General features: G+C 45.9%; 8 protein-coding genes, 1 tRNA gene, 2 rRNA genes and 1 pseudogene. 2 read left to right on the top strand and 10 right to left on the bottom strand.

Annotation, left to right across the window (positions count from 1 at the left end; genetic code table 11):
• Window positions 1–52 precede the first annotated feature (52 nt).
• The 10 genes and pseudogenes from OCU48_RS00290 to trxA form a co-directional block, all read right to left on the bottom strand.
• Window positions 53–2942, bottom strand: a 23S ribosomal RNA gene (locus OCU48_RS00290).
• Between the two features lie 342 nt (window positions 2943–3284).
• A tRNA-Ala gene (locus OCU48_RS00285) sits at window positions 3285–3360 on the bottom strand.
• A gap of 76 nt (window positions 3361–3436) precedes the next feature.
• Window positions 3437–4989 (bottom strand): 16S ribosomal RNA (locus OCU48_RS00280).
• Together the 16S and 23S rRNA genes with 1 tRNA gene alongside form the textbook arrangement of a ribosomal RNA operon.
• Before the next feature lie 535 nt (window positions 4990–5524).
• The gene (gene fre, locus OCU48_RS00275; protein ID WP_141347327.1) at window positions 5525–6235 is read right to left on the bottom strand and encodes an NAD(P)H-flavin reductase; all 711 of its coding nucleotides are present in this window, start codon (window positions 6233–6235) and stop codon (window positions 5525–5527) included.
• A gap of 16 nt (window positions 6236–6251) precedes the next feature.
• On the bottom strand, window positions 6252–6521 hold the full coding sequence (locus OCU48_RS00270; RefSeq protein ID WP_141347326.1) for a 2Fe-2S iron-sulfur cluster-binding protein: 270 nt from the start codon (window positions 6519–6521) through the stop codon (window positions 6252–6254).
• Window positions 6518–6994: a UbiD family decarboxylase gene (locus OCU48_RS19705; protein WP_371859143.1), complete on the bottom strand. Its 477-nt coding sequence runs from the start codon at window positions 6992–6994 to the stop codon at window positions 6518–6520. Before OCU48_RS19705 ends, OCU48_RS00270 begins: the two co-directional genes overlap by 4 nt.
• Window positions 6989–8377: pseudogene (gene ubiD / locus OCU48_RS00265) on the bottom strand (4-hydroxy-3-polyprenylbenzoate decarboxylase); the annotation flags it as partial. The pseudogene ubiD and the gene OCU48_RS19705, both read right to left, overlap by 6 nt.
• A 68-nt stretch (window positions 8378–8445) precedes the next feature.
• Window positions 8446–9411: a hypothetical protein gene (locus OCU48_RS00260; protein WP_141347324.1), complete on the bottom strand. Its 966-nt coding sequence runs from the start codon at window positions 9409–9411 to the stop codon at window positions 8446–8448.
• A 148-nt stretch (window positions 9412–9559) separates the two neighbouring features.
• On the bottom strand, window positions 9560–10819 hold the full coding sequence (gene rho, locus OCU48_RS00255) for a transcription termination factor Rho (protein ID WP_141347330.1): 1260 nt from the start codon (window positions 10817–10819) through the stop codon (window positions 9560–9562).
• Between the two features lie 217 nt (window positions 10820–11036).
• Window positions 11037–11363, bottom strand: coding sequence for a thioredoxin TrxA (gene trxA, locus OCU48_RS00250; protein ID WP_141273647.1), 327 nt, complete (start codon window positions 11361–11363; stop codon window positions 11037–11039).
• A 112-nt stretch (window positions 11364–11475) separates the two neighbouring features.
• On the opposite strand from trxA, the gene rhlB reads away from it, so the two are divergent.
• Window positions 11476–12786: an ATP-dependent RNA helicase RhlB gene (rhlB, locus tag OCU48_RS00245; RefSeq protein ID WP_141347323.1), complete on the top strand. Its 1311-nt coding sequence runs from the start codon at window positions 11476–11478 to the stop codon at window positions 12784–12786.
• Window positions 12787–12794: 8 nt separating this feature from the next.
• Window positions 12795–14279 carry a guanosine-5'-triphosphate,3'-diphosphate diphosphatase gene (gppA, locus tag OCU48_RS00240; RefSeq protein ID WP_141347322.1) on the top strand — a complete coding sequence of 495 codons (1485 nt, stop codon included), beginning with the start codon at window positions 12795–12797 and terminating at the stop codon, window positions 14277–14279.
• The last annotated feature ends 39 nt before the right edge of the window (window positions 14280–14318 follow it).

Below are 14318 nucleotides of genomic sequence, written 5' to 3'. Positions count from 1 at the left end.
AATACACATTCAAAGTTCTTACTTTGAGTCCACAAAACCCCTTGGGTGTTGTATGGTTAAGCCTCACGGGCAATTAGTACAGGTTAGCTCAATGCCTCGCAGCACTTACACACCCTGCCTATCAACGTTCTAGTCTTGAACAACCCTTTAGGACACTTAAAGTGCCAGGGAAGACTCATCTCAGGGCTCGCTTCCCGCTTAGATGCTTTCAGCGGTTATCGATTCCGAACTTAGCTACCGGGCAATGCCATTGGCATGACAACCCGAACACCAGAGGTTCGTCCACTCCGGTCCTCTCGTACTAGGAGCAGCCCCCTTCAATCTTCCAACGCCCACGGCAGATAGGGACCGAACTGTCTCACGACGTTCTAAACCCAGCTCGCGTACCACTTTAAATGGCGAACAGCCATACCCTTGGGACCGACTTCAGCCCCAGGATGTGATGAGCCGACATCGAGGTGCCAAACACCGCCGTCGATATGAACTCTTGGGCGGTATCAGCCTGTTATCCCCGGAGTACCTTTTATCCGTTGAGCGATGGCCCTTCCATTCAGAACCACCGGATCACTATGACCTGCTTTCGCACCTGCTCGAATTGTCATTCTCGCAGTCAAGCGGGCTTATGCCATTGCACTAACCACACGATGTCCAACCGTGTTTAGCCCACCTTCGTGCTCCTCCGTTACTCTTTGGGAGGAGACCGCCCCAGTCAAACTACCCACCAGGCACTGTCCGCAATCCCGATAAGGGACCAACGTTAGAACATCAAGCATACAAGGGTGGTATTTCAAGGACGGCTCCAACGATACTAGCGTACCGTCTTCAAAGCCTCCCACCTATCCTACACATGTAGGGTCAATGTTCAGTGCCAAGCTGTAGTAAAGGTTCACGGGGTCTTTCCGTCTAGCCGCGGGTACACTGCATCTTCACAGCGATTTCAATTTCACTGAGTCTCGGGTGGAGACAGCGTGGCCATCATTACGCCATTCGTGCAGGTCGGAACTTACCCGACAAGGAATTTCGCTACCTTAGGACCGTTATAGTTACGGCCGCCGTTTACCGGGGCTTCGATCAAGAGCTTCGACCGAAGTCTAACCCCATCAATTAACCTTCCGGCACCGGGCAGGCGTCACACCGTATACGTCATCTTACGATTTTGCACAGTGCTGTGTTTTTAATAAACAGTTGCAGCCACCTGGTATCTGCGACTCCTAGTAGCTCCATCCGCAAGGGACTTCACCGCCAAGAGCGTACCTTCTCCCGAAGTTACGGTACCATTTTGCCTAGTTCCTTCACCCGAGTTCTCTCAAGCGCCTTGGTATTCTCTACCCGACCACCTGTGTCGGTTTGGGGTACGATTTCTTATAATCTGAAGCTTAGAGGCTTTTCCTGGAAGCATGGCATCAATGACTTCACTGCACGTAGCAGCTCGACATCGTATCTCAGCGTTAAGAAAGTCCGGATTTACCTAAACTTTCCGCCTACATACTTGAACCTGGACAACCATCGCCAGGCCCACCTAGCCTTCTCCGTCCCCCCATCGCAATTATAAGAAGTACGGGAATATTAACCCGTTTCCCATCGACTACGCCTTTCGGCCTCGCCTTAGGGGTCGACTTACCCTGCCCCGATTAACGTTGGACAGGAACCCTTGGTCTTCCGGCGAGGGAGTTTTTCACTCCCTTTATCGTTACTCATGTCAGCATTCGCACTTCTGATACGTCCAGCAGCCCTTACAGACCACCTTCAACCGCTTACAGAACGCTCCCCTACCCCGCATACAAAAGTATGCAGCCGCAGCTTCGGTGTATAGCTTAGCCCCGTTACATCTTCCGCGCAGGCCGACTCGACCAGTGAGCTATTACGCTTTCTTTAAATGATGGCTGCTTCTAAGCCAACATCCTGGCTGTCTGAGCCTTCCCACATCGTTTCCCACTTAGCTATACTTTGGGACCTTAGCTGGCGGTCTGGGTTGTTTCCCTCTCCACGACGGACGTTAGCACCCGCCGTGTGTCTCCCGGATAGTACTCAATGGTATTCGGAGTTTGCAAAGGGTTGGTAAGTCGGGATGACCCCCTAGCCTTAACAGTGCTCTACCCCCATTGGTATTCGTCCGAGGCGCTACCTAAATAGCTTTCGGGGAGAACCAGCTATCTCCAGGTTTGATTGGCCTTTCACCCCTAGCCACAAGTCATCCGCTAATTTTTCAACATTAGTCGGTTCGGTCCTCCAGTTGATGTTACTCAACCTTCAACCTGCCCATGGCTAGATCACCTGGTTTCGGGTCTAATTCTAGCAACTCGACGCCCAGTTAAGACTCGGTTTCCCTACGGCTCCCCTATACGGTTAACCTTGCTACTAAAATTAAGTCGCTGACCCATTATACAAAAGGTACGCAGTCACGCTTCGAGGCGCTCCTACTGCTTGTACGTACACGGTTTCAGGTTCTATTTCACTCCCCTCACAGGGGTTCTTTTCGCCTTTCCCTCACGGTACTGGTTCACTATCGGTCAGTCAGTAGTATTTAGCCTTGGAGGATGGTCCCCCCATGTTCAAACAGGATATCACGTGTCCCGCCTTACTCGTTTTCACTTAAAATGCGTTGTCGGTTACGGGGCTATCACCCTATACTGCGAGACTTTCCAGACTCTTCACCTGACGCATTAAAAGCTTAAGGGCTAATCCAATTTCGCTCGCCGCTACTTTCGGAATCTCGGTTGATTTCTCTTCCTCCGGGTACTTAGATGTTTCAGTTCCCCGGGTTTGCCTCGTTATGCTATGTATTCACATAACGATACGTGCTTATGCACGTGGGTTTCCCCATTCAGAAATCCCAGACTCAAATGGTTATTACTACCTAATCTGGGCTTATCGCAAGTTATTACGTCTTTCATCGCCTCTGACTGCCAAGGCATCCACCGTGTACGCTTAGTCACTTAACCATACAACCCCAAAGGGTCTTGCTTAACGCAATACGCTTGCTACAGCGTAGTATGACGTTTCCAAGGTGCGTTATCTCTTTATTATGAGCGAGATAACATTCGATTTTGCCGGACTCAAATTTGAATGCACTCTGGCAAGAGTACATTCCCAAGAACACTTGAATGTGTGTTGGTACCTACATCATAAAGACATAGGATTTGAGAACTTTTAAATTTGATAAATAATGAAATCACATTATTTATCGTCAGCTTTCCAAATTGTTAAAGAGCATGAATTTCTTTCGAAACCATTTTTAAATATTTTCTCTTCTTTCTAGAGAAAAGAACAAAAACACTTAAAGATGGTGGAGCTATGCGGGATCGAACCGCAGACCTCCTCGCTGCCAGCGAGGCGCTCTCCCAGCTGAGCTATAGCCCCATCTGGAAGTCTTTCCTGCTCTAACTTTCTAAACCGTATCAATCTGTGTGGACACTCATCGTGAGTAATCATCGTATAAGGAGGTGATCCAGCCCCAGGTTCCCCTAGGGCTACCTTGTTACGACTTCACCCCAGTCATGAACCACAAAGTGGTGAGCGTCCTCCCGAAGGTTAAACTACCCACTTCTTTTGCAGCCCACTCCCATGGTGTGACGGGCGGTGTGTACAAGGCCCGGGAACGTATTCACCGTGACATTCTGATTCACGATTACTAGCGATTCCGACTTCATGGAGTCGAGTTGCAGACTCCAATCCGGACTACGACGCACTTTTTGGGATTCGCTCACCATCGCTGGTTGGCCGCCCTCTGTATGCGCCATTGTAGCACGTGTGTAGCCCTACTCGTAAGGGCCATGATGACTTGACGTCGTCCCCACCTTCCTCCGGTTTATCACCGGCAGTCTCCCTGGAGTTCCCACCATTACGTGCTGGCAAACAAGGATAAGGGTTGCGCTCGTTGCGGGACTTAACCCAACATTTCACAACACGAGCTGACGACAGCCATGCAGCACCTGTCTCAGAGTTCCCGAAGGCACCAATCCATCTCTGGAAAGTTCTCTGGATGTCAAGAGTAGGTAAGGTTCTTCGCGTTGCATCGAATTAAACCACATGCTCCACCGCTTGTGCGGGCCCCCGTCAATTCATTTGAGTTTTAATCTTGCGACCGTACTCCCCAGGCGGTCTACTTAACGCGTTAGCTCCGAAAGCCACGGCTCAAGGCCACAACCTCCAAGTAGACATCGTTTACGGCGTGGACTACCAGGGTATCTAATCCTGTTTGCTCCCCACGCTTTCGCATCTGAGTGTCAGTATCTGTCCAGGGGGCCGCCTTCGCCACTGGTATTCCTTCAGATCTCTACGCATTTCACCGCTACACCTGAAATTCTACCCCCCTCTACAGTACTCTAGCCTGCCAGTTTCAAATGCGGTTCCGAGGTTGAGCCCCGGGCTTTCACATCTGACTTAACAAACCACCTGCATGCGCTTTACGCCCAGTAATTCCGATTAACGCTCGCACCCTCCGTATTACCGCGGCTGCTGGCACGGAGTTAGCCGGTGCTTCTTCTGTCGCTAACGTCAAACACATAAGCTATTAACTTATATATCTTCCTCACGACTGAAAGTACTTTACAACCCGAAGGCCTTCTTCATACACGCGGCATGGCTGCATCAGGCTTTCGCCCATTGTGCAATATTCCCCACTGCTGCCTCCCGTAGGAGTCTGGACCGTGTCTCAGTTCCAGTGTGGCTGATCATCCTCTCAGACCAGCTAGGGATCGTCGCCTTGGTGAGCCATTACCTCACCAACTAGCTAATCCCACCTGGGCATATCCTGAAGCGAGAGGCCCGAAGGTCCCCCTCTTTGGTCCGTAGACGTTATGCGGTATTAGCTATCGTTTCCAATAGTTATCCCCCACATCAGGGCAATTTCCCAGGCATTACTCACCCGTCCGCCGCTCGACGCCCAATAAATCACCCGAAGGGTCAATGTTGTCGTTTCCGCTCGACTTGCATGTGTTAGGCCTGCCGCCAGCGTTCAATCTGAGCCATGATCAAACTCTTCAATTAAAGTTTTTTTGGTCTTTCGACCGGCTCAATGAATACTGACTTCAAAACTGTTCCTTACTCGAAAGTAAGAAGTAATTTTAAAGCTATTATCGTTCCAACAGAACGATAATGAATTGACTGTGCCAATGATTAAAAATCATTGTATTGGTCACTCAGTTCATTGATAAATCTTTTCGATTATCATCAACGAGTGCCCACACAGATTGATAGGTTTAAATTGTTAAAGAGCGTACTTTCGAGACTTGCCTCTCAAGTGGACGGCCATTCTAGCGTTTTGAACCAAAGTGTCAAACACTTTTTGAATTTAATTTTCGAAGAGAAGTTAAACTCAAATTGGTTCGGCTAGTTAGCCTACTGAAACACTGCGAAGCGTTTCCGCTGTTGCCGTGTCAGTGAGGGCGCATTATAGAGATGCGCGTCACATTGGCAAGCGTTTTTTATAAGTTTTTCGCACTTTCTTTTTTTACGTTCAACAAACAAACAACCCGCTTAAAAAGCGGGCTGTTTTATTAAGGTTAGAACAATTTTGCTAGCTTTAGATGAAAGCAAACGCATCAGAATAGATTTGTTCCACCTTTGCTTTCTTATTAAAGATAAATTGTTCCCTTGCACTGCCTGCCATTTCAAATCGGCCTGCTATATAGATGTCATATTCAGATAGGTCCGAAAAGTCCTGCATCACGGCTTGTAGAACATTACCGGTTTTTCCCGTCCAAATACCTTCATCATCTTCTACTACGGGAATAAAGTGGATATTTGAGTGCTGCTGTTCAATGGCCGTCAATTCATCAAAAGCATACAGCTGAGATTTACTTCTTGCTCCCCAATACAAATATATCGGGTTATTGATATTTTGGCTGATGCAATGATCAAGGATAGAACGCACATAACTAAAGCCAGTTCCACCAGCAATAAGAAGCATAGAGCGCTCACTCACTTTAAGCGCCGCATCTCCATGGGGAGCATCGATAACTATGTCACTGCCATTACTAAGCGCTTCATGCATACGATGAACTACCTCAAGAGCATAAGCATTTTCTTCGGCTGCACCAATATGAAGCTCTAGCTCTCCCTCATGTCGACAAGGACTACTTGCGATAGAAAAAGGACGCTTGTCTTTCTCACCCATTACGACCATCAAGTACTGCCCCGCTTCAAACTCAACAGAGGTTTCAGGGTGCAACAATACTCGGAATGTATTGCTAGCTAGGGGCTTGATTGATTTTACTTTGCAACGAATGGTCATATCTTCCTCTATATCCTTACTCATCAAAAGTAAGTACTAAATCTGTGTTAGCAAACGCTTGGCAAGCAAAGACCCAGCCTTGGGCTTGCTCTTTCTCTGTTAGCATAGGTTCTAACTGATACGCTACTGTACCAGTCTTTAATCGGCATAGACACATTCCGCACGCTCCAACTTGGCACCGATTAGGGAATGCGATGTTCTGAGATAAAGCAGCGTCTAATATGGTTTGCTGTGCCTCTATCTCAAACATTACACCACTGGGTAAAAGTTTTACTTTGTACGTCATAAGATGTTGAGTTGTTCCCAGATCTTATCAATACGGGCAACGAGTTCTTTATCCTTATGGATAGGTCTACCCCATTCTCTTGTCGCTTCGCCTTGCAACTTGTTAGTTGCATCTATACCGAGTTGAGATTGTGGCCCATCGATAAACTTACTATCACGAGCAGGATCCATACGGGTGGTAATAGCCCAAATCACATCATTCCAGTTTCTAATATTGACGTCTTGATCGCAGACAATGACAAACTTCATCTTGGTATACTGAGAAAACTCAGCCAACACGGCATCGATCACTTCTATTCCTTGATGAGCTTGTTGCTTATCTATAGATAGAATAGCCATTCCGCCAAAACCTGCTTCAACAGGTAAATAACAATCCTTTATGCATAGAAGTTGCTGTTTTAATCCGTCAAATACTAGATCAGCTTTTTCCTTCTGCAGAGCAGGTAAAGTACTAGAGACATCTTCATTCGACATTACTAGCTCTGCTGGCCACTTTATAGTCGCATCTAGTCCCATTTTCGAGCCAAGCCCTGCAACTGGTGAAGCAAAATCAAGAGAATCTATCGGGGTGTTCTCAATCATTACAATGTCGCGTTTCGGCTGCAGGTGTTCTGTCATTGTCGCGATAACTTGATTCCAATCTCTAGCATCGACACTCTCATCACATACCAGTACATATTTGGTGTACATGAATTGACGTAAGAAGGACCACACTCCCATCATCACGCGCTTGGCATGACCTGGGTACTGCTTTTTCATGGTCACAACTGCCATACGATAAGAACACCCTTCTGGAGGCAAGTAAAAATCTTCTATCTCAGGAAATTGCTTTTGTAAAATAGGGACAAAGACTTCGTTAAGGGCGACACCTAATACCGCAGGTTCATCTGGCGGGCGTCCTGTGTAGGTACTGTGATAGATAGGGTCTTTACGCATTGTAATGTGTGTAATGGTAAATACGTTGTGGCTTTCTACTTCATTATAATAGCCGGTATGGTCACCATAGGGACCTTCATCTGCAAATTCGGTAGGGTCGATATAACCTTCCAGTACAATCTCAGCACTGGCCGGTACATCGAGATCGTTACTGATTGATTTAATCACTTCGGTTTTGCTGCCTCTTAACAAGCCAGCAAAGGCATACTCAGAGAGCGAATCTGGTACTGGCGTTACTGCACCTAGAATGGTTGCAGGGTCAGCACCAAAGGCTACCGAGACAGGAAATGGTTTTCCTGGGTTAGCTTCTGACCAATCTCTGAGATCTAGAGCACCGCCTCGATGCGCTAACCAACGCATAATGACTTTGTTTTTACTTAGCTTTTGTTGGCGATAAATCCCAAGATTTTGTCGCTTCTGGTTGGGTCCACGTGTAACTGTTAATCCCCACGTTAATAGTGGAGCTACATCCTCGGGCCAACAGCTCATTACTGGAATCTTATCTAAATCAACATCCTCGCCTTGCCAGACGATTTCTTGACAAGAAGCCTTACGAAGACGTTTTGCCGGCATATTTAGGACTTGTTTAAATACGGGAAGTTTATCTAAGGCATCTTTAAAGCCTTTTGGTGGCTCAGGTTCTTTAAGATAAGCGAGCAGCTTCCCTACCTCTCGTAGATCGCTGACTTGTTGACGCCCCATACCAAGAGCAACACGTTTGGACGTACCAAATAGATTGGTTAAGACCGGCATATCATAGCCAATAGGGTTCTCAAACAATAACGCAGGGCCGCCAGCACGTAGGGTTCGGTCGCTGATTTCTGTCATTTCATAGTCGGGATCGACCGGATGGGAGATGCGCTTTAATTGTCCTTCTTTTTCCAGAAGGGCAAGGAAGTCTCGCAAGTCTTTGCAGCTCATAACAATCCATTTAGCCTAAAAAGATGGGCGCAGTATAGCAAAAAGCCCATCACCTTCCGCTAACAAATTTAACGATTAAATATTTCTGGGTACTTACTTGCCCACTCGTTAAACCAACTGTTGTACCCATAGCTTTGGATACTTTTAGTGATAACCTGTGCATCACCTTGGTTTCTCATCCTAGAAACCAAAAAATCTTCTGCTGGTTGTGAGGTTGGCGCGTATTTGGCCAGTAGTTGCAGACTACGCTCACTCAATGAAGGGTTTTGACTTGCCACGATCATTTGCTGTATTGAAAAGACACTACCGTCTTTACCTAGCCTTTCTAGCTCTCTGTTTAATGCGCTATCGGCTTTCATTTTCCATACAATATTGTAGAGATCAGAGTTATTGGATGTCGTTGCCATTGCGACCATTAGATCTGAACTCGGTAGCCAAGATAACACGCTATTATCGGTAATCTGCCCAACAAGGTATGACAAACCTTCATCTGAGATCTTATCTATGTTGTTAATAAGTAATTTTTCTCTTTGTGAAGTCAGATCCGGGTTTTCCGTTAGCCAGGAGCGTAAATTGAGTTGCTCATTCTCCACTCCCACGTATAACTCAATCACTTGGTCATTCAGCTTCCAATCATCAATAAGACGCTGAGCCATTATCTGGTAAGAAAACGCTGGAGAAACAAAATGAAAACCATCCCCCTGTTCCACTATTTTCAGTGAAGGGGCTACCTTTCGCTGGGTATCCACAAAGACAGCTAAATCAGAGGTATATCGCGGTGTGCTTTCAGCAATAGATTTGATGGCGAGAAACCTAACGACTTCTTGTTGTGGTTGTTTAATTCGAAGCAGATTAAAGTTCGCTTGATCGGACTGTTCGGATAACGCAAGCGACACTATGCGTTGTGCACTCGCCTGAGACTGAGCATCGGACAGCATTTGTTGCTTATCTTCAAGGCTAAGTTCAAGAGCTTGCACCGTAAACGAACTGCCAAGTATGGCAGTTAACATCGTAGCCAAAAGCCTTTTATGCATACTCTTACTCCCTGTAATCCTATGTACCAGCTTAGTGGTACTATGCCATCCTGGCATATAATTATCGTCGTGATTTAAAAAACGCCACCTAATTAGGTGGCGTTTCATACGATAAGTTCCGCAAATTACAAATTCCTAAAGAAATCTGTTATTGACGTCGCATTGCGTCGAAGAACTCATTGTTGGTTTTGGTCATTGCTAACTTATCAATCAGGAACTCCATTGCATCGGTCTCACCCATTGGGTGCACGATCTTACGAAGAATCCACATTTTCTGAAGCTCATCTGACTTAGTCAGTAACTCTTCGCGACGAGTACCTGAACGGTTGAAGTCAATCGCAGGGAAGACGCGTTTTTCCGCAATCTTACGGTTTAGGTGCAGTTCCATGTTACCTGTACCCTTAAACTCTTCATAGATAACTTCATCCATCTTAGAGCCGGTATCTACCAACGCAGTTGCGATAATAGTTAAGCTACCACCTTCTTCTACGTTACGTGCAGCACCGAAGAAGCGCTTAGGTCTGTGAAGGGCATTCGCATCCACACCACCCGTTAGAACCTTGCCTGAAGAAGGAATTACGGTGTTGTATGCACGAGCTAGACGAGTGATTGAATCAAGAAGGATAACAACGTCTTTCTTATGTTCAACTAGGCGTTTCGCTTTCTCAATTACCATCTCAGCAACTTGTACGTGACGAGATGCTGGCTCATCAAACGTAGAAGCGATAACTTCACCCTGTACGAGGCGTTGCATTTCAGTTACTTCTTCTGGGCGCTCATCGATAAGCAATACCATCAACTCACACTCAGGGTGGTTGCGGGCAATACTTTGGGCAATGTTTTGTAGCAACATTGTCTTACCCGCTTTTGGCGGTGCAACGATCAAGCCACGTTGACCTTTACCTATCGGTGAAGCCAAATCTAGGATACGAGCTGTAATATCTTCAGTCGCACCGTTACCTACTTCCATTACCATACGCTCATTAGCGTGCAATGGAGTTAGGTTTTCGAACAAAATCTTATTACGTGCGTTATCTGGCTTATCGTGGTTAACAGTATTAACCTTTAGCAATGCAAAGTAACGCTCACCATCTTTAGGTGGACGAATCTTACCTGCAATGCTGTCACCAGTACGTAGGTTAAAGCGACGAATCTGACTTGGAGATACATAGATGTCATCTGGGCCAGCTAGATATGAACTGTCTGAGCTGCGCAGAAAACCAAATCCGTCTTGTAGAATCTCTAGGACGCCATCACCAAAGATATCCTCTCCGCTTTTCGCGTGCGCTTTTAGCGTCGAGAATATGATGTCCTGCTTTCTCAATCTAGCAAGATTCTCAAGACCAAGGCTCTCACCAAGTTTCACTAAGTCTGAGACAGGCCTGTTCTTCAGTTCTGTTAGATTCATAGTGGTCGATTTTGTGGTGGTCTTTGTATTAGATTTAGTAGTCAAAATAGGATCTGTATGTGTTAGTTAGAGAGATTTGGTCTCAGGATCGACCAAGAAAAGGAAAATTGTATGATTTACGTGCAATAAACTAGCACTAAAAACAAGCGTAGTCTAGCTTCTAGAAAAAACAAAACCGTGCATTAAAAAATACACGGTTAATTTGTTTTTCTCATTTCTAGATATTTGCGTCTAGGAACTCTTTAAGTTGAGTCTTTGAAAGCGCACCTACCTTGGTTGCCGCTACATTGCCGTCTTTAAACAACAGTAATGTTGGGATACCACGAATGCCATATTTTGGTGGCGTTGCTGGGTTGTGATCGATATTCAACTTACCAATGGTAAGTTTACCAGCGTACTCTTCTGAGATTTCACTCAGAATAGGGGCAATCATTTTACAAGGACCACACCATTCTGCCCAGAAATCTACTAGCACAGGGCCTGCAGCTTTAATTACATCACTTTCAAAACCATCGTCAGAAAGCTGCAAAATCTTATCGCTCATCTTTAGCTCCAAATCAATTTTCTGCTGCCGATTTGATGATTATCAGCAATTAGATTGCCTATTGGAATGGATTTCCTTTCTTAATGCAAGCGTAAGCTGATATTCTATGCTCATGAAAAAGACACACATCACAGAGCAAAAATTCGCCGACTTCGATTTGCACCCTCAGATTATCTCTGGGTTGCAAGCAAAAGGATTTGAGTATTGTACTCCGATTCAAGCGTTAGCGCTGCCAGTACTGCTCACTGGCCAAGACATTGCGGGGCAAGCTCAGACGGGTACTGGTAAAACTTTAGCCTTTCTAACCGCTACTTTTGATTACCTACTAAAAAACCCTGCCGATGAGTCTCGAGCAGTGAACCAACCGCGCGCCATTATTATGGCACCAACGCGTGAGTTGGCGATTCAGATCCATCGTGATGCTGAAGCTTTGATTGCAAGTACTGGCCTGAAAGCTGCACTTGCATATGGTGGTGAAAGCTACGACAAGCAGCTGAATGAGCTACAACAAGGTGTTGATATTTTGATCGGCACTACCGGCCGTATCATCGATTTCTTCAAGCAAAAAGCCTTTAACCTCAATCATATCCAAGCTGTAGTTCTCGACGAAGCTGACCGTATGTTTGATCTTGGTTTCATTAAAGACATTCGCTTCTTGTTCCGTCGTATGCCAGAGCCGAAAGATCGTCTTAACATGCTTTTCTCTGCAACCCTTTCTTACCGCGTGCAAGAATTGGCGTTTGAACACATGAACAATCCAGAACATGTGGAAGTAGAACCAGAGCGTCGCACCAATGTTCGTATCGAAGAAGAGCTATTCCACCCTTCAAACGAAGACAAAATCGCTCTGCTTATGACCTTGATTGAGCAAGATTGGCCTGAAAAAGCGATCATTTTTGCCAATACAAAATACAAATGTGAGCAAGTCTGGGGCTATCTAGCCGCCGATGAACACCGTGTGGGTCTTTTAACCGGTGACATTCCGCAGAAAAAGCGTGAGCGAATTTTAGAGCAATTTACCACGGGTGAATTGGACTTCTTGGTTGCGACTGATGTAGCAGCACGTGGTCTTCACATTCCACTAGTAACGCACGTATTTAACTACGACTTACCTGATGATGCTGAAGATTATGTTCACCGTATTGGCCGTACAGGACGTGCTGGTGAAAGCGGTCATTCCATCAGTTTTGCTTGTGAAGAGTACGCAGTTAACTTGCCTGCAATCGAAGAATACATCGCGCACTCAATTCCAGCCTCTGATTATGATCCTGAAGCTTTGATTCAAGAGCTGCCGAAGCCTATTCGTCTTCAACGCTCACCAAACACCCGTCGTCAAGGTGGTGGCAAACCTCAAGGTCGTAATAACAATCAGCGACGTAATAGACCATCTCGACCTCATAACAGAACATCAGGAAACAGCTAATTTAGGTTATGACAGACTCATCTCCTCTTTATGCCGCCATTGACCTTGGCTCGAATAGCTTCCATATGCTTGTTGTTAAGCACGTGCATGGAAGCGTCCGTACTATGGCCAAGATTAAGCGCAAGGTTCGCCTAGCTGCTGGGTTAGACAGCAACAACGCGTTAAGTCAGGAAGCAATACAAAGAGGATGGGACTGTTTGTCTCTATTTGCTGAGCGCTTACAGGACATCCCAGAACAAAACATTCGTATTGTTGGAACCGCCACGCTCCGTGTCGCAACCAACATTGATGAGTTCTTGAGTAAAGCCAACCAGATTCTAGGCAAAGATATTCAGGTGATCTCTGGGAAAGAAGAAGCTGCTACTATCTACAAAGGGGTTGCTCATACTTCTGGTGGTAAAGGCAAGCGTCTAGTTGTTGATATTGGTGGTGCCAGTACCGAGCTGATTATTGGTGAAGGTTTTGATGCCAAGGTACTCAACAGCCTACAAATGGGCTGTGTTACTTGGTTAGAGCAACACTTCAACGACAGACAGCTCACCGCTGACAACTTCCAACGTGCTATAGAGGCTGCCAAGCAAACCTTAGCTCCTGTTCTGAGTAATTATACAGAACTTGGTTGGGACTTGTGTGTAGGAGCTAGTGGCACGGTTCAAGCACTGCAAGAGATAATGCTAGCGCAAGGCATGGACGAAGTGATTACTCACTCCAAATTGAAGCGCTTACAAAAACAAGCCATGCGAGCTGATGCCTTAGAAGAGCTCGAGATTGAAGGTCTCACCCTTGAGCGAGCACTTGTATTCCCAAGTGGTCTTTCTATTTTATTGGCCATATTTGAGCTTTTAGATATTGATGAAATGACCCTTGCGGGTGGTGCTCTTCGAGAAGGCATGGTCTATGAAATGATCACGGAACTGCATCAAGAAGACATTCGTCAGCGAACCTTAACCAGCATTCAACAGCGTTTTCAGCTCGACCAAGACTATGCAAATCAGGTTGCTAAGACCGCAAGTAAGTTGGTTGAACAATGTGGTAGTGAGTTCCTTCCTGAACCCGTAGCCATAGAGTTGTTACAGGCCTCAGCTCAGTTACATGAGATTGGATTGACTATCGATTTTAAGAAAGCAGGGCTACATAACGCCTACCTATTGAGAAATCTTGATTTACCCGGTTATACAAGAGCACAGAAAAATCTACTTGCTGATGTTACGCTACGGTATAAAGACGCTTTATCTTCTTTGCCTGAGCAGCAAGCGGTCAATAAGCAGAGTGCAGAAAACATCTTAAGAATTCTGCGCTTATCTGTACTTCTTACCCATAGGCGTAATGTGAATTTGCAGCCTTCAGTCAAACTAGAAGCGACAGATAAACAGCTTTGTTTATCCATTAGTGAAAATTGGTGTAATGCCAATCCATTAACCTTCGCGGAACTCGAGATTGAAGCTAATCGGCAGTCAGACCAAAACTGGCCTTTGCAAATCAAGCAGATATAATTTAACTAGCCCAGTTTATTAAACTGGGCTTTTTTACAG

Source organism: Vibrio inusitatus (assembly GCA_024346935.1).
In the GTDB taxonomy this organism is placed as follows: domain Bacteria; phylum Pseudomonadota; class Gammaproteobacteria; order Enterobacterales; family Vibrionaceae; genus Vibrio; species Vibrio inusitatus.
The sequence above is the reverse complement of the archived record's forward strand: the minus strand, read 5'-3'. Positions and strand labels throughout refer to the sequence as shown.